Source organism: Paenibacillus jilunlii, assembly GCF_900102965.1.
Lineage (GTDB): Bacteria > Bacillota > Bacilli > Paenibacillales > Paenibacillaceae > Paenibacillus_AQ > Paenibacillus_AQ jilunlii.
This window is the reverse complement of the sequence record NZ_FNGM01000006.1, coordinates 59,130-80,573: the sequence shown is the minus strand read 5'-3', so window position 1 is coordinate 80,573 and position 21,444 is coordinate 59,130. Positions and strand designations below refer to the sequence as shown.

Below are 21,444 nucleotides of genomic sequence, written 5' to 3'. Positions count from 1 at the left end.
AACAAAAATGGCATCAACTACACCACCAATCTCAACACCGGATCAGTGGAATTACACAGCGCCGGACAGCACCAAGAAAACTACCGGAAACTCAACACTCGGCAAGGACCAGTTCCTGAAGATCCTCATCACCCAGCTGCAGAATCAGGACCCGATGCAGCCGATGGAGGACAAGGAATTTATCGCGCAGATGGCCCAATTTTCTTCGGTAGAACAACTAATGAATATTTCAACACAAATGACAGCGATGAATCAGTCGCTTGGAGCGGTATCGGGACTGATTGGCAAGAATATTACCTGGATGGATGCAACGACTAAGGAGTCAAAATCGGGGAATGTCGAGTCTATCGTTGTCAAAGACGGCGTGCAGTATGCAGTTGTGGGCAAAGAAAAAATTGCGCTGACCGATGTCACGCAAATCCAGAATGCAGCTGCACCCGTAGAGAATGCAAATGACAGTAACGGTTCTGCAGAGGGCGGGACGGGATCATGAGTGACAGGCTTACGATAGGCCAGCTGTATCCTGCCAGCGTACATCCGTCAACACTTCAGCGGCCGGCTGGCTCTAAGAATCCTGTGAATTCAGAAGTTTCATTTGAGAGCGTGCTGCAGAAGAACATACTGAAGTTCAGCAATCATGCAGCCAAACGATTGGAACAAAGAGGAATAGAGCTTGGAAGCCGGCAATTGGACCAAATCTCGTCCGCAGTGGACAAGGCAGCAGCCAAAGGCAGCAAGGAATCCCTAATATTAATGAAAGACATGGCTTTGATCGTCAGTGTGGCTAACCGTACCGTAGTGACTGCTATGGACGGCAATTCCATGAAGGACAATGTGTTTACACATATTGACAGTGCAGTAATCATCTCTTAGACCGGCTGGTCCTAACTGGAGAGCCGGAATGGCTGCCGACCGACTGAAGCGGCCATAGCGCGAATTCATTCAGACAAATTCGGAGTCTAAGAACTCCATAATCCGGGAGGAAGACAAATAATGTTAAGATCTATGTACTCAGGGGTATCCGGAATGCGCGGTTTCCAGACAAAGCTGGACGTAATCGGCAATAACATTGCGAACGTGAATACCATTGGCTTCAAGTCAGGGCGCGTCATGTTCAAGGATATTATGAGCCAGACGGTATCCGGGGTTACTGCTCCTGTGGAAGGCGGCCAGGGCGGCGTGAACGCCAAGCAGATTGGGCTTGGAGTCAGCATTGGCTCCATTGACACCATGCACTTGGCCGGCAGCGCAATGACCACCAATAATCCGACAGACCTGCGTATTGATGGGGACGGGTTTTTCCTGGTGAAGCTCAGTGACGAACAGGAAACGCCATTCCTTACCCGCGCCGGCGATTTTCATGTGGATTCCGCCCGCAACCTGCTGACCTCCGATGGTCTCCATGTGCTTAATTCCACTGGCGAACCTATTCAATTGAATGAGGGTACTACCGCATTTTCCATCTCCACTGACGGTTCAGTTTTACAAACGCTGCAAGACGGAACCATCGATTCGGATACGAAAATCGGGGTAGCTAAGGTTAGCAATCCGCAAGGCTTGGAAAAGGTTGGCGGCAATCTGTATCGGATGACGTTGAACGCGAATGCTGATGGAGCGCTTGCTCCAACAACTGCCAACAATACTGAAGAGGGGACGGGAGCCATAGTTGCCGGCCAGCTGGAAATGTCCAATGTGGATCTGACCAGTGAGTTTACAGAAATGATTGTTTCCCAGCGCGGGTTCCAGGCCAATTCCCGCATTATCACGACCTCTGATGAAGTGCTGCAGGAAGTCGTCAACCTCAAGCGTTAATTTTTTGGGCCATAATCATAAACTTGCTGTATAATGGTAACGTTTCGTCTTTTGGCGTAAAGGTTATTGCGAAGTCGTGGGGGAGGAACTCCTCCCCCTATTTTTTGTTAGGAGGCCTGTTATGATTTCGGTAACCCGATTGAATGGTACACCCATGTTTTTAAATGCTTTACTGGTAGAGATGGTAGAAGAAAGTCCGGATACGTACATTACGCTCGTAACCGGCAAAAGGCTGATCGTGCTGGAAAAGGCCGATGAAGTCATCCGTAAGATCCGAGATTATAACAGGGACATTGGCACATATGCTGCCACCATTAAAGTCCAGTCAATGGAGGAGCTTTCATGAAAAAGATGCTGCCGTGGCTCATCACAATTTTATTAGCAATAACTCTTATAGTTGTAGCTGCTTTTTTACTAATGGATAAGATCTTTCCCAGTGATTCGAATGACGTGAATACGGCAGTTCAGAGCGTGGAGACCAAAAAGCTCAGCGCGGATGAAATCGTCGCATTAACGGCGGAAATCACTGATATCAAAACTAATACTGCCGATCCCGATTATATCCTTAAAGTAAACATCGCGTTCCAGCTGGATTCAGCGAAGTCTAAGGAAGAATTCGAAAAGATAAAAGCCATTAAAATTACTCCGCTTATTATCAAGGCGATTGCCGATGCCAAGCCTGAGGATCTGAACGGGGCAAGCGGCAAAGATCAATTCAGCAGCAAGCTGATGAATATAATCAACAAGAATTTGACTGAGGGCACGATCACTCAGCTTGAATTCACTGATTTTGTTTTAGCTTCCATGTAACTGCTGGAGGATTAATTCTTTGATAGGGGGGTGATTGAATTGGTTGATGTACTATCACAAAACGAAATTGATGCTCTGCTTGCCGCACTATCATCCGGTGAAATGGATGCCGACGAACTTAAAAAAGAGGAAACCCAGAAGAAAATCCGCTCTTACGATTTCAAACGGGCTGTGCGCTTCTCAAAGGATCATATCCGCAGTCTTACGCGGATTCATGATAACTTTGCCCGTTATCTAACGACATACTTTTCGGCCCAATTGCGTACCTTCGTGCAGATCAATGTCGTTCAAGTAGAGCAGCTCCCTTATGACGAGTTTATCCGCTCCATTCCCAAAATGACGATCTTGAATATTTTCGAAGCGGAACCGCTCGAAGGCCGGATGGTTATGGAGGTGCATCCGAACATCGCCTTTGCCATGTTGGATAGACTGCTGGGAGGATTTGGAACGGCACCTTCCAAAATCAGTACTCTCACTGAAATTGAAACTACAATAATGGAAAGGATTTTCAGCAGATGCTTTGAGAGCCTGCAGGAAGCCTGGAAAACAGTGCTTGATATCAGTCCCCGCATGGAGGCATTGGAAACCAATCCTCAATTCATGCAAATCGTATCGCCCAACGAAACTATTGCTCTAATTTCACTAAGCACCAAAATAGGCGACACGACCGGGATGATCAACCTGTGTATACCTCACGTTGTTCTGGAGCCAATTATGTCGAGGCTGTCCGTTCACCAATGGTTTGTTTCTGAAAAGAAGGTGCGCGATGAGATTGAGCTTGAGGCAATCCGGTCTAGAGTTCATCGAGCACAGCTGCCGATTGTGGCCGAGCTGGGCGAATCGAGCTTATCCATTGCTGAATTTCTCGGGCTCAGCGTCGGCGACGTTATTTCTCTTAACAGGACTGTTGACTCCGGGCTGTCAATCAAGGTGGGGGACAAGCTGAAATTCATCGGAAGTCCTGGGATGATTAAAGAGCGTGTAGCTGTGCAAATAGACGAGATAGTCAGCGAAGGAGTTGAAGATTTTGACGAGTAAAGATTATTTATCCCAAGAAGAAATAGATGCTCTGCTCAAACAGTCTGCGGAAGGACCAATTGCTCCTTCGACAAAGACGGTGGATGATTTCTTAACCCCCTTTGAGCAGGACGCATTGGGAGAAATCGGAAATATCACATTCGGGAGCGCAGCGACTGCGCTGTCCACTTTGCTGGGCAAAAAGGTAGACATCACTACTCCTGAGGTATCCATCATCACCCGTGATGAGTTCGAAGAAGCCTTTCCAAAACCGCATGTTGCGGTGCATGTTCAATATGTGGATGGTTTTCAGGGCATCAACTCACTGGTTATCAAAATCAGGGATGCACAGGTTATCGCGGATCTGATGCTTGGCGGTGAAGGTGAACCTAAGGACGAAGAATTGAATGAAATTCATATCAGTGCCGTCCAGGAAGCGATGAACCAAATGATGGGCTCATCGGCTACATCCATGTCGACCATTTTCAACCGCTTTGTGAATATCTCGCCTCCGGGTATCGATATCCTGAATATGTCCAGCGGAGAAGGCGTAGGCAGTCTTCCGGGTGATGAAACACTGATCCAGATTTCATTCCGGCTCAAGATTGGGGAGCTGATTGATTCTACAATTATGCAGCTGCTTCCGGTACAATTCGCCAAAGATATGGTATCTATGCTTCTTGGCGATGTACAGTCGGAACAAGAAACGGCAGCAGCTGCGGCAGAGGCTCCGCCTAAACCGGCAGCAGCTTATGAACCTCCTCCAGCGCCGCCGGTGCAGCAGACTCCTCCAGCACAGCCTGGAGCGGTTCCGCCGCCATACCCGGGTGCGCCCGAGGGCGGATATTATTATCCTCCTGCAGGAATGCCGGCTTATGGGATGCCTCCGTATGGAATGCCGCCTCAAGGTGTGCCTTACCAACAGGCTCCGCCACAGCAGTCCGTACCGAACCGCAATGTAAATGTGCAGCCGGTACAGTTTGCCAACTTAAGCTCCGGAGCCTTTGGAAATATTGACGAAAATAATTTGAATTTATTAATGGACATACCACTGAGAGTAACCGTAGAATTAGGAAGGACCCAGAAGCAGATCAAAGATATTCTGGAAATGTCGCAAGGCTCTATTATTGAGCTGGACAAGCTGGCCGGTGAGCCTGTAGACATTCTGGTTAACAACAAGCTTATTGCCAAAGGGGAAGTCGTGGTTATCGACGAAAACTTCGGAGTTCGCGTTACGGATATCGTCAGCCAGTGGGACCGAATTCAAAAACTACAATAAAGCATACTTAGGGAGGATTTTGTAAAAATGGCTAACCGAATTCTAATCGTGGACGATGCAGCATTTATGAGAATGATGATCCGTGACATTTTGTCGAAGAACGGATTTGAGGTTGTGGGTGAAGCCCAGGATGGTTCACAGGCTATTGAGAAATTCAAGGAGCTGCGTCCGGATTTGATCACGATGGATATCACCATGCCTGAAATGGACGGTATTGCCGCCCTAAAAGAAATCAAAAAAGTAGATGCCAACGCCAAAGTCATCATGTGTTCTGCCATGGGTCAGCAGGCTATGGTCATTGATGCAATCCAAGCGGGTGCCAAGGATTTTATTGTGAAGCCCTTCCAGGCAGACCGTGTTATTGAAGCAATCAACAAAACACTGGGTGTGTAACAAGCAATTATGCCAGTCAGTGTAGAACCGCTGGGAACAGGTAACAATCTGCTGAATTTATTAAACGTTATTTTTGTCCTTGCGGTAATTGTTGTGCTCATAGTGCTGCTTATCCGTTTTCTGGGACGCCGCAATCAGACCTTGATGAGCGGGCGTTCCATCCGTACACTTGGCGCTTTGGGCCTCGGGCCGAACAAGTCTATACAGATTATTGAACTCGGAGGCAGCCTCTATCTGATCGGGGTCGGTGAGAACATATCCATGATGGATAAAATCACCGATCCGGCTGAGGTAGCGCTGATCATTTCGGCATTTGAGGATCAATCTGCAGGACAGAATAACTTTCTTGGGCCGTTTTTTGCTAAGGTTAGAGCCAAATTTCGCGGAGAAGTGCCATCGCAGGAAATCGAACTTAATGAAACATCCTCTTTCTATGAGACTTTGCAATCCAAGCTTGCGCTCGCACCCGAGCGTAAGGAGAAAATGGAAGAGCTGCTCCGGGATGATGTGGTTAAGGATGAGTCGAGGGATTTATGAAAAATAAACTGATTTTTTCACTTCTGCTGCTTGTTGTATTCAGCGCTTTGCTGATACACCCTGTACATGCTGATCCTATCCCTAATATTGATATTAAGGTTGGGGGCAGCGGTGATGGTTCAAGCAGCGGCACCAGCTCCATCTCTATTCTGCTGCTTGTAACGGTTCTGAGCGTGGCTCCGGCCTTTCTTGTGCTAATGACCAGTTTCACCCGGATTGTGATCGTTCTGGGCTTTGTCAGAACCTCGCTCGGAACACAATCAATGCCTCCTAACCAGGTGCTTGTAGGATTGGCCCTGTTCCTGACCTTGTTTATCATGTCTCCGACACTGGCAAAAGTGAATGATACAGCGCTTCAGCCATACATGAAAGGGACGATTACCCAGACCGAGGCACTGAACAAGGCGGCAGATCCCATGAAGGAATTTATGTTCAAGCAGACCAGCACCAAGGATTTGCTGCTGTTTATGAACTACACCGGTAACAAAGCTTCGGTCAAACCTGCAACGTACAGCGATATTCCATTAACGGTGATGGTCCCTGCCTTTGCCATCGGTGAGATGAAAAAAGCTTTTACCATGGGTTTCATGATTTTTATACCTTTTCTGATTATTGATATTGTGGTAGCGAGCACCCTGATGGCTATGGGGATGATGATGCTGCCTCCGGTGATGATATCACTGCCATTTAAGATAATGCTCTTTGTACTGGTAGACGGGTGGTACTTAGTCGTTAAATCACTGCTTTTGAGTTTTAACACCTGAGATCCAAGAGGAGGCATAAGGGATGAATACCGAATTTATTATCGGTCTAGCCGGTCAAGCCGTTTATTTAGTGCTCGAAACCAGCGCTCCCATGCTGATTCTTGGTCTGGTGGTAGGACTAATTGTCAGCATATTCCAGGCTACAACACAGATCCAGGAGCAGACCCTGGCTTTTATTCCAAAGATCGTTGCTGTGCTGCTTGCTTTACTGTTGTTTGGACCGTGGATCATCACCAAACTGGTAGACTTTACCGGGCAAATTCTGGGCAACCTCAATATGTACATCGGTTAAAAGCATGAATATAGAGACATGGCTTCAAAATTTTCCCGTCTTTTTGTTGATTTTTTGTCGAATTTCCGCTTTTTTTGTTGTCGTTCCTATTTTTTCTACGAGAAGCATTCCGGCGACGTTTAAGATAGGGCTTTCCTTTTTTGTAGCACTGGTCGTTTTCAGCTCAGGAGGGACGGGAATTACTGTTCCCCAGGATCTGACTTATATTCTGCTGATTGCCCGTGAGGCATTGATAGGCTTACTGCTTGGTTTTATCTCCTATCTGATGTTTATGGTCATTCAGACTGCCGGCTCCTTCATTGATATCCAAATTGGCTTCGGGATCGCCAACGTTATCGATCCAATGACTGGAACCTCAGCGCCAGTGATAGGGAACTTCAAATATATGATTGCCATTTTGTTGTTTCTAAGCATGAATGGACATCATTATTTACTGGACGCTATTGTGTACAGCTATAAATGGGTTCCGATAGATAATAATCTGTTGATCAAAATGATAGACGGAAGCCTGTCGGAATTTCTGGTCCGCTCATTTGCACAGTCATTTATGCTGGCTTTTCAAATGTCGGCCCCCCTGGTTACTGCACTTTTTCTTACGGATATTGGTTTGGCCTTTCTGGCAAGAACGGCTCCGCAGTATAACGTGTTTGTCATCGGGGTTCCTCTCAAAATCATTGTAGGACTTGTGCTGCTTCTATTGTTAATGCCGAGTCTGGCCTTGTTGTTCCAGAATCTATTCGACATCATGTTTGAGTCCATGCACAATTTGCTGGGCCTTATGGGTAAGAGTCCTTAGGTGACTTAAGGAGAGAGAGTTATGCCGAAAACAAAACGTTATGCACTCAATCTTCAGCATTTCGGGGGAGACAAAACAGAGAAAGCAACCCCGAAGAAGCGGCAGGAGGCACGTAAAAAGGGCCAGGTTGCAAAAAGTGCTGAACTATCCGGTGCGGTTGTGTTGTTATCGGCTCTTCTGACCTTGATGATGTTTGGTGGGTTCATAAAAGAACGGGTTGTTAAACTGTATACGGATGTTTTTCAGAACCGAATGATGATGCAAGTGACTCCTGAGAATGTTTCCGAAATGTTTAACCATTACGGTGTACAGATATTAATTATCCTGGCTCCGCTGTTCATCATTACCTTTGTGATGGCTCTTGTAGTAAATTTGGCTGAAGTCGGTTTTATGATGGTCACTGAAGGGCTGACTCCAAAATTCAGCAAGATCAATCCGATCAAAGGCTTCAAGAATATTTTCTCCATGCGTTCTTTTGTGGAGTTCCTGAAATCGATCTTCAAGCTTTTGATAATCGGCTATCTGGTCTACAGCACCCTTTGGGGGGAAAAGGAAAACTTCGCTTCCCTTGCACATGTTAGTGCGGAAGGGGCTTACCGGTTTGCAGCAAAGATGACTATGAACCTGGGCATCAAAATCGGGGCGGTACTCTTGATAATGGCTGTTTTTGATTACATTTATCAAAAGTACGAACATGAGAAGAGCTTGAAAATGTCTAAACAGGATATTAAAGATGAATACAAAAAAATGGAAGGCGATCCGATCATTAAAGGCAAGATCAGGGAACGGCAGCGAAGAATGGCCATGCAGCGGATGATGCAAGAGGTTCCTAATGCAGATGTGATCATCACTAACCCGACACACTTTGCAGTTGCCTTGAAATATGACGGATCCAAAATGGAGGCTCCGCAAATTATAGCCAAAGGCCAGGACTTTGTGGCACTCCGTATTCGTGAACTGGCTAAGGAGCATGGTGTTATAACTATGGAGAACAAGCCGCTCGCACGAGCGTTATTTCACAGAACAGAAATCGGCGATGTCGTTCCTGCCGATCTTTTTCAGGCAGTAGCAGAAGTGCTTGCTTATGTTTACAAGCTTAATGGTAAGAGGAGATAAGTCGGGGGAGGTTGAGGACATTGAAAGCAAGAGATCTAACAGTTCTATTGGGTGTTATCGGTATTGTGCTTATGATGATTCTGCCCATCCCGGCTTGGCTTCTGGATGTACTGCTAATTATCAATATTTCGATAGCCTTAACTATTATATTAGTAGCAATGAATACAAAGGACCCACTGCAGTTCTCGATATTCCCCTCATTGCTGTTAATCACAACCTTGTTTCGTCTGGCACTGAATATTTCAACCACTAAGTTGATTCTGTCGGATGGTCATGCGGGTGAGGTTGTGGCCACGTTCGGAAGCTGGATTGCCCGGGGACAAATCGCTATTGGATTCATTGTCTTCCTGATCCTTGTTGTCGTGCAGTTCATTGTTATTACAAAAGGTTCGGAACGTGTAGCCGAGGTAGGCGCCCGGTTTACACTGGATGCGATGCCCGGCAAACAGATGAGTATCGATGCCGATTTGAACGCTGGCATGATTAATGAACAGCAGGCTGGCGAACGCCGACGCAAGATTGAGCGCGAAGCCGACTTTTTCGGGTCTATGGATGGTGCGAGTAAGTTCGTCAAGGGAGATGCCATTGCAAGTATAATCATTCTCCTGATCAATCTGATTGGCGGTTTCATTATCGGTATGTCTGTACACGGAATGTCTTTCCAGGCTGCTCTTTCGACATATTCCGTGTTGACAATCGGGGATGGTCTGGTCAGCCAGATTCCAGCGCTGCTGATTTCAACCGCTGCCGGGCTTATTGTTACCCGCGCAGCATCAGATGGTAATCTGGCGGAAGATTTAACAGGACAATTGCTTTCATATCCAAAGCTTCTGTATATCGTCGCCGTAACTATTGCTTTCCTCGGTTTTTTCACCCCGATTACAGTGATGTCAACCTTACCTCTAGCGGGGCTATTAGGCTATGCAGCTTATACTATGAGCCAAAAGGCTAACCGCAAGCAAATAGCAGAGGAACAGCTGGTAGAAGAAAAACAGATCGAGGAAGTGCGCAGTCCGGAAAGTGTAATCAACCTGCTCACTGTCGATTCCATTGAATTCGAGTTTGGATATGGGCTTATCCCTCTCGCAGACACAGGTCAAGGTGGCGATTTGCTTGATCGTATTATCATGATCAGGCGGCAATGTGCATTGGAGATGGGTCTTGTCGTCCCTGTAATTCGCATTCGCGACAATATTCAACTAAAACCGAATGAATATGTGATCAAAATTAAAGGAAATAACGTTGGCGGTGGTGAATTATTACTTAATCACTATCTGGCCATGAGTCCCGGGTATGATGATGAGTCGATTCATGGAATTGAGACGGTAGAACCATCCTTTGGTCTGCCGGCGCTATGGATTGACGAGTCTGTGAAGGAACGGGCCGAATTGTCAGGCTATACCGTGGTTGATCCCCCTTCTGTAGTAGCTACACATTTGACTGAGCTTATCAAACGTTATGGTCATGAGCTGCTGGGAAGACAGGAAACCAAGCAACTTGTCGACAATCTCCGCGAAAATTATCCTGTGCTGGTGGACGAGCTTGTGCCTTCAGTACTGGCCATCGGGGATGTTCAAAAGGTGCTCGGCAAGCTGCTGCGTGAGAAAATCTCGATCCGTGACCTGGTGACTATTTTTGAAACGTTGGCGGACTACGGAACCTATACCAAAGACCCGGATGTTCTGACCGAATATGTCCGGCAGTCCCTCTCCAGACAGATTACACAGCAGTTCTCCCAGACAGGCGAGACGCTAAAGGTCATCACAGTGGGACCGAATCTGGAGAAGAAAATCTCCGAAAGTGTGCAGCAGACAGAGCAGGGAAGTTATCTTGCGCTGGACCCAGTTTCGACACAGACCGTATACCAGCGGCTTACGGAGCAAATTAACCGTTTGCTTCAATCGGGACAGCAGCCTATTGTATTGACCTCCCCGACAATACGGATGTATCTGCGTCAGGTGATTGAACGGACCATGCAGGATATCCCGGTGTTGTCCTACAGTGAGCTGGAGCCAAATATTGAAATCCAAAGCGTTGGGGTGGTGAACCTATGAGAGTGAAGCGTTACGTGGTCGACACGATGCCTGACGCCATGCATTCCATCCGCAGCGAGCTGGGAAGTGATGCCGTCATTTTAAGCACCAAGGAGGTCAGAGTCGGCGGTTTCATGGGGATGTTCAAAAAGAAGAAAATTGAGGTTGTTGCGGCAGTTGAGGACGCCCAGAAGCCCGGAGCTTCTGCAAAGACACCGGCTGCTCCGCTGAACATTCCGCGCAGCGCAGTTCCCCAAGCCTACCAGAAGGCCGCAGCCGCATCTTCGGCACCTGCAGCAACTGGTGCAAATGAACCAGCGGCTAGGGCGGCCTCCTCAGGGAACGAGGCCGCGGCGAAGCAGGCTTTTGCCGAGATTGCTGCAGCTTTATCTGATACCTTAGAGAACAAGGGAAGTATAGCCGTACTGCCTGCGGTCCGTAAGGAAGAAGAAGATGACGGCTATTTTGAAGCTGAGGAAACTCCAACGCTGCATTCCTCAGCTCCAGCTGCTAGCCTTGCAAGTATGGCATCCATAGATGAGGCCCGGGATAAGAAATTAACTGCAGCAACTACATCTGAACTGGAAAGTGATGTGCTGCGGGAGATTCGCGACATGAAGCAATGGATGGAGCGGATTGCGCGTTATTCATCTGGTGCTGTAGAGCTTCCGGAGCAGCTGGAGCAAATAAGAAACCGTCTGATGGAGCAGGAGACGGATGTCGTTCTGGTCGATGAGTGGATCAGCAATATTTTTGACCAGTGGCATGAGGAAGGCCGCATCTGGGCCCCGGATCAGTTCAATGTCAGGATGGCCGCTCAGGTTGAGGATTTTTTATCCGGGCGCATTGCTAACGGGATTGCACCGGATACGCGGATTGTTTATATCGCCGGACCTACGGGTGTAGGCAAGACCACTACCATTGCCAAACTTGCCGCTGAGCAGTTGTTCAGGCAAGGGCGCAAGGTTGGCCTGATTACCTCGGATACCTACCGGATTTCGGCAGTAGAGCAGCTTCGCACTTATGCGGCTATACTCAATATGCCTCTGGAGGTTGTACAGTCTCCTGGTGATTTGCAGAGAGCCTTGTTCCGGCTGGAGAGTTGTGATCTTGTCCTTATGGATACGGCAGGCCGGAATTACCGTAACGAAATGCTCGTAGCGGAGCTGCAGAGTCTTTTGGCCAAAGAGCTTAAGAGTGAGACCTTTCTGGTACTCAGCCTGACCTCCAAAAGCCGGGATATGAAAAAGATTGCCGAACATTTTGGCCGGTATCAGCTTGATAAAGTCATCTTCACCAAACTTGACGAGACAGGAAGCTATGGTCCGCTCTTCAATGTTCTGAATGATTTCCCGCTCAAGCTTTCCTATATAACCAACGGTCAGAATGTACCCGATGATTTGCTGGCTGCTACCAAAGATCAGCTTAGCGGGATGATTTTGGGAACAGGGGGACTGTGATGGATCAGGCGCAATCCCTGAGGAGGCTTGTGTCCAGCCAGGAACCCAAACGTGCATCCGGAGGTGAGTCATCAGCCCGGATTATCACTGTTTGCAGCGGGAAGGGGGGGGTCGGCAAATCGAATTTCACCTTGAACTTTGCACTTACACTCAAAGCGATGGGCAAAAGAGTGTTATTGTTCGATGCTGATATCGGTATGGCGAATATAGATGTGCTTATGGGAGTATCGACTAAGTATAATCTTTATCATTTACTGAAAAGGGAAGCGGGTATCGGAGAGATCATCCATAAAGGACCCAACGGGCTTCCTTTTATCGCAGGCGGTTCAGGTATGGACGAGCTTTTTTCGCTGTCTGAGGCGGATCTAAGCTACTTCACGGACCAGATCGCCGGAATTGCGGACACGATGGATTTTATTCTCTTCGATACAGGAGCCGGACTTTCCAAAGAAACCATGAAATTCATTACTTCGGCGGATGACTGCCTGGTGGTCACTACACCTGAACCCACTGCGATAACGGATGCTTACGCACTGATGAAGGTTGTAAATAATTCCCACCCGAAGGTTTCCTTCCGGCTGATTGTCAATCAGGCAGGGGATGAGAGAGAGGCGCGCGCCACCAGTGATAAAATCCGCATGGCGGCAAGCCGGTTTTTGCAATTGGATATTTCTTTTCTTGGATATATCAGCAGCGATACCCATGTAGTACAGGCAGTAAAGAGACAGATTCCATTCTCGGTGGCTTTTCCGAACAGTTCGGCAGCCAAAGATGTGCATAGGCTTGCGCTTAGATATTTGGCCGCTGATTCGGCAGACACCACTAAAGTTCAAGGCATCAAGGGATTTATCAGCAAGTGGTTGAAGCGAAAAGAATAATTGTTCTGAATTCGAGGAACAGAGGTGGAAATGATATGAAACCTTATCGAGTTTTGGTTGTTGATGATTCTGCATTCATGCGCAAGATCATTTCCGATTTAATTGAAAATGATGCTAACTTTCAGGTTGCGGCGACGGCATCCAACGGACGTGAAGCCATTGAAAAAGTCAACGAACTTTCTCCGGATCTGGTAACCATGGATGTCGAAATGCCGGAAATGAACGGCCTGGAGGCGCTCAAAATAATAATGGCGCAGCGTCCTCTGCCGGTAATCATGCTCTCAGGAATTAATGAAGAGGGCATGAAGGAAACCATTCTGGCACTGGAGTGGGGGGCTTTTGATTTTATCCGCAAGCCCTCCATATCGAACTCACAGGATATTATAGCTGTGGGCGTATCGCTGAGAGAGCAAATGAAAGAGGCAATGCTTGCCCGCCAGCAGCGGGAAGCCAGGGCTTCCGCATACAAGGTGCCTGAGCTGCCTGCTGCAGAGGCGGCCCCTGCACCGCAACCGGTGCGCGGGGCTGCCAAACGGACCCCGGAATCACCCAAGAAAGCTCCGGAGCTTCCACGCAAGCTGGCTGATAAACCAAAGGCCAAGCCGGAATTGAGCCCCGCTCCAGAAAAGGATAAGGGCAAAAGCTTACCGGGAAGAACGACTCAGGATGGCGCTCTTCCGCCAGGGGCGGCCAAGGGTCCCGCGCTGCTTCCCAAGCCGGCATCCGATCCCTCCAGAAACCGTTCCAAAGAGGAGGCCAAGCCGGCACAGCCGGATTCGCGCCCAGCTACCCCAACTGCTGGTGCCAATTTTGAATCCTCTGCTGCAGGCGGGGACCGCAAGTCCACCAATAAGGGATTGCGCAAGCTGGTAGCCGTCGGGTGTTCCACGGGGGGGCCAAGAGCTTTAAAAGCATTTCTTGAAAATATTCCGGCTGATTTTCCAGCACCTATTGTCATTGTGCAGCATATGCCGCCCAATTTCACCAAGTCGCTGGCACAGCGGCTGAATACTTTCAGTCCGCTTGAAGTGGCGGAAGCAGAGCAGGGGATGATTCTGCGTCAGGGGGCGGCATACATTGCTCCAGGCGGCTATCATATGAGAGTAGTTCCGGCTGCGGGCGGCCAATATGCTATTGATCTGACTTTGGAAGAAGCCCGCAACGGACACCGTCCGTCGGTGGATACACTTTTCGAGTCCATCCTTCCCTATACCTCACTAGAGCGGCACGCAGTGATTATGACAGGGATGGGCAGCGATGGTGCCAGAATGATGAAGTCACTTTATGATTCGGGAGTGACCTCCACCTTTGCCGAAAGTGAAGAAACCTGTGTGGTTTACGGGATGCCGCGTTCTGCGGTGGAATTGCATTGTGTAAGACATGTCCTGCCTTTGCAAGAAATTGCTCCAAGGCTGGTGCAAGCCGTAAGATAATGGAAAGCGAACTTGAAGGGGAGGTGCCCGCTCATGGACATGAACCAATATTTATCCATGTTTATTGATGAGTCAAATGATCATCTGCAGTCATTGAACGAAAGTATGATGGGGCTTGAAGCAAATCCTGAAGATCTGAGTATTGTACAGGTTATTTTCCGCTCTGCCCATACCTTGAAAGGTATGGCAGCAACCATGGGCTTTGAGGATTTGGCTTCACTTACGCACCAAATGGAGAATGTTCTGGACTTAGTGCGCAACAACAAGCTGCGGATGCAGGATTTCATTTTTGACACGCTGTTCAAAAGTCTGGACGCTCTGGAATCCATGGTCGAGGATATTACAGGCGGCGGAGAAGGCAAAGCGGATGTATCTGCAATCGTTGCGTCTTTACAGGCTATTGTCCGTGGCGAGATCCCGTCTGCAGCAGGTGCTGCTGCCGAAGTGGCTGCAGGAGCGGCAGCGGAAGCTCCCGTATTCCTTGATGAGTTTCAATACTCAGTTCTGGAGCAGTCGCTCCAGGAAGGCCATAAGGTGCTGTATGTCGATGTCGCCATCCGCAAGGACTGTCAGCTCAAAGCAGTGCGGGCTTATATGGTCTTTGATCTCCTTGAACGTTCTGGCGAGGTCGTCAAATCCTTCCCTTCGGTTCAGGACATAGAGCAGGAGAAATTCGACTACAGCTTTTCGCTCTATTACATAACCCAAAAGGAAGCCAGTGAGATCCAGGCGATGATTCTGAATCTGTCCGAGATCGACAAGGTGACTGCGGTAGCCTTGGATCAGGAATCCTTGCGTCAGATGGGTCAGGAAGCTGTTGCGGCTACGGCCGAAGCGCCTGCCCCTGTAAAAGAAGCTGCCCCTGCTTCTAATGCTTCACCGGCATCTGCCGCACATGCCAAAGAAGAAACCGGCAAACCGGCTCCTGTGAGAACAGGAGGAGCGCCCTCCCGTACGATCCGTGTGGATATTGAACGGCTTGATGTGCTGATGAATCTCTTCAGCGAGCTGCTCATTGACCGGGTCCGGCTGGAGCAGCTTGCTTCAGAAGTTCAGAATACGGATCTGACGGAAACGGTAGAACATATGGGCCGGGTCAGCGGTGATCTGCAGAACATTGTTATGAAGCTGCGCATGGTCCCGGTGGATACCGTGTTCAACCGCTTCCCGCGCATGGTTCGTGACCTCGCTAAATCCCTGGATAAAAAAATCGATCTGGTTGTTACCGGCGCCGAAACGGAGCTGGACCGCACCGTTATCGATGAAATCGGTGATCCGCTGGTCCACTTGCTGCGCAACGCCGTAGACCATGGTGTCGAAGGGATTCAAGACCGTTTAGCTGCCGGCAAGTCTGATACGGGAACAGTTAATCTGCGGGCATTCCATAGCGGCAACCATGTCTTTATCGAAATCGAAGATGACGGTGCCGGAATCAATCCGCAGAAAATTCTGCAGTCCGCGATCAAAAAAGGCATTCTCTCGCAGGAACAAGCAGCGAATTATTCCGATGATGAGGCAATTCAGCTCCTGTTCGCACCGGGATTCAGTACCGCTGAGGTAATCTCCGATGTATCGGGCCGCGGTGTGGGATTGGATGTTGTCAAATCAAAAATCACCTCACTGGGCGGGAATGTGGTGGTCTATTCCACACAAGGCAAAGGAACCAATTTCTCAGTGCAGCTACCGCTGACCTTGTCGATTATCGCAGCTATGCTTGTTCGTCTGGGCTCAGAGAAATACGCGATACCGCTCTCGTCCATTGTGGAAACCGGCATTGTGAAGCATACTCAGATCCGGAGCATTCACGGCAACAAAATGGTGGAGTTCCGCAACAGCCATATTCCGCTGGTTTCACTAAGCAAAATCTTTTCTGTACCGGATTATGATGAAAGCACGGAAGAAGAGACGGAAATTGTGGTTGTGCGCAAGGGGGAACGCCTGGTCGCTCTGGCCGTTCAGGATTTTATCGGGCAGAACGAAATTGTCATCAAGAATCTCGGCAAATATTTGCCAGAGGTTCAAGGCATATCCGGCGCCACCATTCTTGGTGACGGGCAGGTCGCACTCATTATTGATCCGAATGCTTTTATTAAATAATTTAGGATAGAACAGGGAGGTTCATTCCATGGCTGAAGACATCAAGGTGATTGTGTTTAAACTCGGAACTGAAGAATACGGTATCGAAGTGGAAAAGGTGCAAACGATCGAGCGTATGATGCCGATTACCCGCGTGCCCAAGACGTATTCCTTTATCAAAGGGGTTATCAATCTGCGCGGAGTAGTAATTCCGGTTATTGATTTGCGCGGCCGGTTCGGGATTGAAGAGGCGGAGCATACAGACCAGACCCGTATCATTATCGTAGCAGTCAACGAAATGGAAGTAGGCTTTATTGTTGATTCGGCCAACGATGTGATTGATTTGAACCAGGATGCTATTGATACCCCTCCGGATGTAGTGGGCGGCATCAAAGCGAAGTATCTGGACGGGGTGGCCAAAATCGGAGAAGACCGTCTGCTCATCATGCTCAACTTGTCCGAGGTGCTGAACAAGAATGAAATTGTGCAGCTGGAAAGTCTAGAGGGCTAACCTGTGGAGCTATTCAAAAACTTCAAGGATTTTAAAATGGATGTGCTGAAGGAAGTCGGTAATATAGGAGCCGGCAACGCTGCCACCGCGCTGTCACAGCTTCTGGGCAAACCGATTGACATGGCTGTCCCCAAAGTTCAGCTGCTTAATTTTGATGAAATCACGGACAAGGTCGGCGGGGCAGAAGAGCTGGTCTACGCTGTGTTCCTGCGGGTTGAAGGAGAAGCACCGGGCAATCTGTTCTTCATCCTGACACCGGAGGCGGCAATTAACCTGCTTAGCCGGATAGCCGGCATTGAGCTCACAGGCAATGGAGAATTCGGCGAGATGGAGCTGTCGGCACTGAACGAAATCGGCAACATTCTGGCCGGCTCGTATTTATCTTCTCTTGCGGATTTCACCTCGCTGTCCATGTATCCGACCGTCCCTGCGCTGGCTATGGATATGGCTGGAGCGATTCTGAGCTATGGTCTGCTGCAGTTCGGGCAAATGGGAGATGATGCTTTGCTGATCGATACCACTTTTCTTGAAGGGCAAAACGAAATTGAAGGGCAATTTTTCCTTATTCCCGATCCGGAATCTTTTCCCAAAATCTTCAAAGCATTAGGAGTACCGTTCGATAATGATTGAAGAGCAAAGCGTTATTAAAGTAGGTATGGCGGATCTTAACGTAGGCAGTGAGGAAAGTCTTGTTCGTACAACGGGCCTCGGCTCCTGCGTAGGAGTTACTTTGTTCGATCCAGGGAAAAAGCTTGCAGGGATGGCACATGTGATGCTGCCCTCATCCGAAATTGCCCGGGAGGGACAGATGAACATCGCCAAATTTGCGGACACCGCACTGCCGGAGCTATTATCCCGCTTGCTCGCGCTTGGCGCCGTCCGGAGCCGTCTTGTAGCCAAAATGGCTGGAGGGTCCCAGATGTTCGCTTTTGCCGGGGGGAGTGACACCATGAGGATCGGGCCTCGTAATGTGGAATCCTGCAAGCTTGCTCTTGAGGCCTTGAACATACCGCTTATCGCCGAGGATACTGGCGGAAATTTCGGCCGTACTATAGAAATTGCCTGCAACACCGGAATATTGTATATCCGCAGTGTTCAAAAAGGCACGAAGGAAATATAGCCATGAAGGGTAAAATTCTCTTAAGTCTGTTGTTCGGATTGCTTGGATTTGGATTCACCTTTCTTACCAATTATGGGCATAACTTACTGGGAACCAGTCTTATTCGCGGAATTATTGGTTTTATTGTCTGGTTTCTGCTTGCCTTCCTCTTAAGATGGGTATTGGGTTTTATTATTAAGCAATCCGGGTCTCCGGAGAGCGGCGAGGCGGCCTCTGCTGAGGGGACTGAGGAACTTGGCTCCAAGCTCGATATCAGCACTCCGGGCGAGGATGAAGAATTAATCAATCTGCTGAAGCAAAAGCCGGAAAAGGCAAGCGGGGATGCGGAGGGCTTTACGCCGATGCAGCCTCCCAAGCTGGTCTCTATGAAAGATCCTGAAGAATTGGCCAAGGCCGTTCGTCACCTGAAAGAAGAATAAGCGGGTTCCGTTTGGGCCTGCTGACTACACTTTGGGAAGGGTGAAAGCCGTTGAACGAGCATAAAGCTTCTCAATCAGAAACCGACGGGCTCTGGGAGCAGTGGAAAGAGCACGGGAATCCTGAAGCCAAAAAGAAGCTGATTGAGAGTTATCTCCATATTGTTGACTACGTATCCAGCCGTTTGGCAGTGGGACTGCCTAAGAATGTATCCAAAGACGATTTGGCCAGCAATGGTGTGATGGGCTTGATTGACGCGATTGAGAAGTTTGATTATAAGCGGGGGCTGCAGTTTCAGACCTATGCTTCCTGGCGTGTGCGCGGAGCGATCCTTGACTCGTTGCGGCAAAGTGACTGGGTTCCCAGATCGGTGCGGGAAAAAGCCAAAAAAATCGAGGATGCCTACCAGCAGCTGGAACAGAAATACTTGAGATCTGTGAGTGACGAGGAAATGAGCCAGTATTTGAACATTACGGAGCCGGAATTTCAGAATATGCTGCAGGATGTGGCGGTCATGTCGCTATGCTCGCTTGAGGATCCCATCCGTGAAGAAGAATCAGAGACCCGTATGTCCATATTGGTGGACGATAAAGCCAAGAACCCGGATCGGAAAGTGAATGAATTTTATCTACGAGATACCCTGACCAAAGGCATCGAGAAATTAACAGTGAAAGAACGGACAGTTGTGTCCCTTTTATATTATGAAGATTTGTCTTTGAGCGAGATCGCCGAGGTGATGTCACTGTCTCCTTCACGGATTTCGCAGCTTCATTCCAAAGCTATTTTGCGGCTGAGAGGGACACTTGAGAAAAACCGGGATCTTCTCATGCAAAACGACTAACCGGGCGACGGTGACAAGGGGGAGCAGAAATTGATCGGTCATTATGTTTTGAGCCAGTATATTAGTATCACCTTTTCGGAGGATAAGGGGATTGCTTACCTTCAGTTTTCTAAGAAGGATGAAAATTTCTCCTGCACGTTTGAAGATCTGGAAAGCTTCCTGCACAGTCACAACATTCGCTACGGGATTCAGCGGGACATCGTTCAACGCATCAGCAGCAACCCAGAAGAGTATTTTTTCAGTAGAGTGCCTATTGCAATAGGAGAGCCTGCTGTAAATGGTACTGACGGAAGAATAGTACTCACCGTCGATCTGGAAGAGGACCGCAAACCGCTGGAGAAGGCGGATGGGAAAGTGGATTACAAGGATCTGGTACGGCTTCATAATGTTCTGAAAGGTCAGATTATCGCCAAAATCATTCCGCCAGAACCGGGAAAAAGCGGCACGATGGTTACTGGGGAGGAACTGCCGTTCAGACCAGGCAAAGAGGCTCATTTCAAAGTGGGCAAGAACGTGCTGGTCGATCAGGAAGAAACGGCGATGTATGCAGCAATCGATGGACTTGTGACCTTAACAGACAAAGGCAAAATTAATGTTTTTCCAGTCTATGAAGTCAATGGGGATGTGGATTACAGCACGGGCAACATTGATTTCGTGGGTACAGTTGTGATCCGGGGAAACGTGCTGACCGGCTTCACCGTCAAATCTGCAGGAGATATCCGTGTGGTGGGCGGGGTTGAAGGAGCAGATCTGATCTCCGGAGGCTCCATTGAAATTACCGGAGGGATTATCGGATACAACAAGGGTCTTGTAAGCGCCGGTAAAAATGTGAAGGTTTCCTTCATCCAGGACGGGAATGTAGTCGCCGGCGAGGATGTGATCGTGTCACAGAGCGTGATGCATTCCAATATCAGGGCCGGCAGGGATGTCCTGTGCAATGGTGCGAAGGGATTGATTGTGGGGGGCATCGTGCAGGCCGGTGAACGCGTTGTGGCGCGAACTATCGGCAACACCATGTCGACAGCAACAGCAATTGAGGTCGGCGTGGTTCCCGAGCTTAGAAATGAGATCAACGAACTGCGTCAGGAGCTGCGCCATCTGCTGGAGAATGAGGACAAGACCAACAAAGCTTTGTATCTGCTTAACCAGCTGGCAAACAACGGTCAACTCTCTCCTGACAAGGTGGCTCTTCGTGTGAAGCTGAACGCTACCAAGCAATCCCATATGCGTGAGGAGAAAAAAATCAAAGAGCGCGTCCTTGAAATTGAAAGAATGCTGGAGGATACCGGCAGAGCCAGAGTAGAGGTTATTAAAACCATCTATGGAGGCTCTAAGATTGTTATCGGCAGGTATACCCGCTTTGTGAAGGACCCGACGGAACGGGTGACCTTCATTTACAGTGAGGGCGATATAACCATGACGCCTAATCTGTAGAGCTGGATCAGCAGTGGCGGTTTACCGGAGGAACAGGATTCATCTGCTTAGCGCTGCGAACATTTCAGTGGAGGAGAGGGTATTATGAGTCTGAAACCGGTGGAACTCCAAATTGCTGTGCCCCGGACAACGGAGGCAGGCAAAATTCAAAATGGACTGCAGCATCGCCCCGCTCTGGATCAGCAGCAGCTGGCCGGGCAGAATGTGAAGCAGACGGAACAGCTCGCCCAGCGGAGCAGTGAAGTGGATGAATCCGCTGAACCGGCTCTGCGCGATCATGGAGGCGGGGGCCAGCAGCCGGGCGGCCATTCTGCCCCGCCCAAACCTCCAAAGACGGAGACCGCTCACGATGCTGAGCATCCCTATAAGGGGCACCGCATTGACCTGAGTCTGTAATGGATAGTATTGAATTGAACTGCAAAAGG

Annotated in this window: 25 protein-coding genes; all 25 read left to right on the top strand. The window is 48.9% G+C overall.

The genetic code is table 11. From position 1 onward, the window contains the following. Positions 1-7 precede the first annotated feature (7 nt). The 25 genes from flgD (at position 8) to BLQ82_RS12350 (ending at position 21,415) form a co-directional block, all read left to right on the top strand. Positions 8-493, top strand: a complete 486-nt coding sequence (gene flgD / locus BLQ82_RS12470; protein WP_062523251.1) for a flagellar hook assembly protein FlgD — start codon at positions 8-10, stop codon at positions 491-493. After that, positions 490-873 (top strand): TIGR02530 family flagellar biosynthesis protein, encoded by a 384-nt coding sequence (locus tag BLQ82_RS12465; protein WP_062523253.1) that lies wholly within the window; start codon positions 490-492, stop codon positions 871-873. Before flgD ends, BLQ82_RS12465 begins: the two co-directional genes overlap by 4 nt. A 120-nt stretch (positions 874-993) precedes the next feature. Continuing rightward, on the top strand, positions 994-1,812 hold the full coding sequence (flgG, locus tag BLQ82_RS12460) for a flagellar basal body rod protein FlgG (RefSeq protein WP_062523255.1): 819 nt from the start codon (positions 994-996) through the stop codon (positions 1,810-1,812). 121 nt (positions 1,813-1,933) lie between these two features. After that, positions 1,934-2,158 (top strand): flagellar FlbD family protein, encoded by a 225-nt coding sequence (locus tag BLQ82_RS12455; RefSeq protein ID WP_020434117.1) that lies wholly within the window; start codon positions 1,934-1,936, stop codon positions 2,156-2,158. Continuing rightward, entirely contained in the window at positions 2,155-2,622 is a 468-nt protein-coding gene (locus tag BLQ82_RS12450) for a flagellar basal body-associated FliL family protein (RefSeq protein WP_020434116.1), read from the top strand. The genes BLQ82_RS12455 and BLQ82_RS12450 overlap by 4 nt, the downstream gene beginning before the upstream one ends. Positions 2,623-2,661: 39 nt before the next feature. Next, positions 2,662-3,660: a flagellar motor switch protein FliM gene (fliM, locus tag BLQ82_RS12445; protein WP_062523257.1), complete on the top strand. Its 999-nt coding sequence runs from the start codon at positions 2,662-2,664 to the stop codon at positions 3,658-3,660. Beyond that, on the top strand, positions 3,650-4,918 hold the full coding sequence (gene fliY, locus BLQ82_RS12440; RefSeq protein ID WP_062523259.1) for a flagellar motor switch phosphatase FliY: 1,269 nt from the start codon (positions 3,650-3,652) through the stop codon (positions 4,916-4,918). The genes fliM and fliY overlap by 11 nt, the downstream gene beginning before the upstream one ends. A 27-nt stretch (positions 4,919-4,945) precedes the next feature. Then, entirely contained in the window at positions 4,946-5,311 is a 366-nt protein-coding gene (locus tag BLQ82_RS12435) for a response regulator (protein ID WP_019910416.1), read from the top strand. A 9-nt stretch (positions 5,312-5,320) separates the two neighbouring features. Continuing rightward, positions 5,321-5,848: a flagellar biosynthetic protein FliO gene (locus BLQ82_RS12430; RefSeq protein WP_062523261.1), complete on the top strand. Its 528-nt coding sequence runs from the start codon at positions 5,321-5,323 to the stop codon at positions 5,846-5,848. Beyond that, positions 5,845-6,612, top strand: a complete 768-nt coding sequence (fliP, locus tag BLQ82_RS12425; protein WP_062523262.1) for a flagellar type III secretion system pore protein FliP — start codon at positions 5,845-5,847, stop codon at positions 6,610-6,612. Before BLQ82_RS12430 ends, fliP begins: the two co-directional genes overlap by 4 nt. 22 nt (positions 6,613-6,634) lie before the next feature. Then, on the top strand, positions 6,635-6,904 hold the full coding sequence (gene fliQ, locus BLQ82_RS12420) for a flagellar biosynthesis protein FliQ (RefSeq protein WP_025707198.1): 270 nt from the start codon (positions 6,635-6,637) through the stop codon (positions 6,902-6,904). Between the two features lie 4 nt (positions 6,905-6,908). Next, on the top strand, positions 6,909-7,700 hold the full coding sequence (gene fliR / locus BLQ82_RS12415) for a flagellar biosynthetic protein FliR (protein WP_062523263.1): 792 nt from the start codon (positions 6,909-6,911) through the stop codon (positions 7,698-7,700). Positions 7,701-7,721: 21 nt separating this feature from the next. Next, a complete protein-coding gene (flhB, locus tag BLQ82_RS12410; protein WP_062523264.1) occupies positions 7,722-8,816 on the top strand; it encodes a flagellar biosynthesis protein FlhB in 1,095 nt (364 codons plus the stop codon). A gap of 20 nt (positions 8,817-8,836) precedes the next feature. After that, complete coding sequence (flhA, locus tag BLQ82_RS12405) at positions 8,837-10,870, top strand: flagellar biosynthesis protein FlhA (protein WP_062523265.1); 2,034 nt, start codon at positions 8,837-8,839, stop codon at positions 10,868-10,870. Continuing rightward, positions 10,867-12,309, top strand: a complete 1,443-nt coding sequence (gene flhF / locus BLQ82_RS12400; protein WP_062523266.1) for a flagellar biosynthesis GTPase FlhF — start codon at positions 10,867-10,869, stop codon at positions 12,307-12,309. The genes flhA and flhF overlap by 4 nt, the downstream gene beginning before the upstream one ends. Continuing rightward, a complete protein-coding gene (locus tag BLQ82_RS12395; RefSeq protein ID WP_062523267.1) occupies positions 12,306-13,187 on the top strand; it encodes a MinD/ParA family protein in 882 nt (293 codons plus the stop codon). Before flhF ends, BLQ82_RS12395 begins: the two co-directional genes overlap by 4 nt. Positions 13,188-13,222: 35 nt before the next feature. Continuing rightward, positions 13,223-14,620: a protein-glutamate methylesterase/protein-glutamine glutaminase gene (locus BLQ82_RS12390; RefSeq protein WP_062523268.1), complete on the top strand. Its 1,398-nt coding sequence runs from the start codon at positions 13,223-13,225 to the stop codon at positions 14,618-14,620. A 33-nt stretch (positions 14,621-14,653) separates the two neighbouring features. Next, positions 14,654-16,717 (top strand): chemotaxis protein CheA, encoded by a 2,064-nt coding sequence (locus tag BLQ82_RS12385; protein ID WP_062523269.1) that lies wholly within the window; start codon positions 14,654-14,656, stop codon positions 16,715-16,717. A 28-nt stretch (positions 16,718-16,745) separates the two neighbouring features. Further along, positions 16,746-17,207, top strand: a complete 462-nt coding sequence (locus BLQ82_RS12380) for a chemotaxis protein CheW (protein WP_062523270.1) — start codon at positions 16,746-16,748, stop codon at positions 17,205-17,207. A gap of 36 nt (positions 17,208-17,243) precedes the next feature. After that, entirely contained in the window at positions 17,244-17,837 is a 594-nt protein-coding gene (locus tag BLQ82_RS12375) for a chemotaxis protein CheC (RefSeq protein WP_425281142.1), read from the top strand. Next, positions 17,830-18,327, top strand: a complete 498-nt coding sequence (locus BLQ82_RS12370; RefSeq protein ID WP_025705347.1) for a chemotaxis protein CheD — start codon at positions 17,830-17,832, stop codon at positions 18,325-18,327. The genes BLQ82_RS12375 and BLQ82_RS12370 overlap by 8 nt, the downstream gene beginning before the upstream one ends. 2 nt (positions 18,328-18,329) lie before the next feature. Beyond that, positions 18,330-18,746, top strand: coding sequence for a hypothetical protein (locus BLQ82_RS12365; protein WP_062523272.1), 417 nt, complete (start codon positions 18,330-18,332; stop codon positions 18,744-18,746). Positions 18,747-18,796: 50 nt separating this feature from the next. Next, positions 18,797-19,585 carry a FliA/WhiG family RNA polymerase sigma factor gene (locus BLQ82_RS12360; RefSeq protein WP_025705349.1) on the top strand — a complete coding sequence of 263 codons (789 nt, stop codon included), beginning with the start codon at positions 18,797-18,799 and terminating at the stop codon, positions 19,583-19,585. Between the two features lie 30 nt (positions 19,586-19,615). Further along, a complete protein-coding gene (locus tag BLQ82_RS12355; protein WP_062523273.1) occupies positions 19,616-21,019 on the top strand; it encodes a flagellar assembly protein A in 1,404 nt (467 codons plus the stop codon). Between the two features lie 84 nt (positions 21,020-21,103). Next, positions 21,104-21,415 carry a hypothetical protein gene (locus BLQ82_RS12350; protein ID WP_062523274.1) on the top strand — a complete coding sequence of 104 codons (312 nt, stop codon included), beginning with the start codon at positions 21,104-21,106 and terminating at the stop codon, positions 21,413-21,415. Positions 21,416-21,444 lie beyond the last annotated feature (29 nt).

What these genes read in the sequence shown, in the direction of transcription:
- flgD (WP_062523251.1), top strand. Translation starts at nt 8, where the DNA reads ATGGCATCAACTACACCACCAATCTCAACACCGGATCAGTGGAATTAC.
- BLQ82_RS12465 (WP_062523253.1), top strand. Translation starts at nt 490, where the DNA reads ATGAGTGACAGGCTTACGATAGGCCAGCTGTATCCTGCCAGCGTACAT.
- flgG (WP_062523255.1), top strand. Translation starts at nt 994, where the DNA reads ATGTTAAGATCTATGTACTCAGGGGTATCCGGAATGCGCGGTTTCCAG.
- BLQ82_RS12455 (WP_020434117.1), top strand. Translation starts at nt 1,934, where the DNA reads ATGATTTCGGTAACCCGATTGAATGGTACACCCATGTTTTTAAATGCT.
- BLQ82_RS12450 (WP_020434116.1), top strand. Translation starts at nt 2,155, where the DNA reads ATGAAAAAGATGCTGCCGTGGCTCATCACAATTTTATTAGCAATAACT.
- BLQ82_RS12435 (WP_019910416.1), top strand. Translation starts at nt 4,946, where the DNA reads ATGGCTAACCGAATTCTAATCGTGGACGATGCAGCATTTATGAGAATG.
- BLQ82_RS12430 (WP_062523261.1), top strand. Translation starts at nt 5,321, where the DNA reads ATGCCAGTCAGTGTAGAACCGCTGGGAACAGGTAACAATCTGCTGAAT.
- fliP (WP_062523262.1), top strand. Translation starts at nt 5,845, where the DNA reads ATGAAAAATAAACTGATTTTTTCACTTCTGCTGCTTGTTGTATTCAGC.
- fliQ (WP_025707198.1), top strand. Translation starts at nt 6,635, where the DNA reads ATGAATACCGAATTTATTATCGGTCTAGCCGGTCAAGCCGTTTATTTA.
- fliR (WP_062523263.1), top strand. Translation starts at nt 6,909, where the DNA reads ATGAATATAGAGACATGGCTTCAAAATTTTCCCGTCTTTTTGTTGATT.
- flhB (WP_062523264.1), top strand. Translation starts at nt 7,722, where the DNA reads ATGCCGAAAACAAAACGTTATGCACTCAATCTTCAGCATTTCGGGGGA.
- flhF (WP_062523266.1), top strand. Translation starts at nt 10,867, where the DNA reads ATGAGAGTGAAGCGTTACGTGGTCGACACGATGCCTGACGCCATGCAT.
- BLQ82_RS12390 (WP_062523268.1), top strand. Translation starts at nt 13,223, where the DNA reads ATGAAACCTTATCGAGTTTTGGTTGTTGATGATTCTGCATTCATGCGC.
- BLQ82_RS12385 (WP_062523269.1), top strand. Translation starts at nt 14,654, where the DNA reads ATGGACATGAACCAATATTTATCCATGTTTATTGATGAGTCAAATGAT.
- BLQ82_RS12380 (WP_062523270.1), top strand. Translation starts at nt 16,746, where the DNA reads ATGGCTGAAGACATCAAGGTGATTGTGTTTAAACTCGGAACTGAAGAA.
- BLQ82_RS12375 (WP_425281142.1), top strand. Translation starts at nt 17,244, where the DNA reads ATGGATGTGCTGAAGGAAGTCGGTAATATAGGAGCCGGCAACGCTGCC.
- BLQ82_RS12370 (WP_025705347.1), top strand. Translation starts at nt 17,830, where the DNA reads ATGATTGAAGAGCAAAGCGTTATTAAAGTAGGTATGGCGGATCTTAAC.
- BLQ82_RS12365 (WP_062523272.1), top strand. Translation starts at nt 18,330, where the DNA reads ATGAAGGGTAAAATTCTCTTAAGTCTGTTGTTCGGATTGCTTGGATTT.
- BLQ82_RS12350 (WP_062523274.1), top strand. Translation starts at nt 21,104, where the DNA reads ATGAGTCTGAAACCGGTGGAACTCCAAATTGCTGTGCCCCGGACAACG.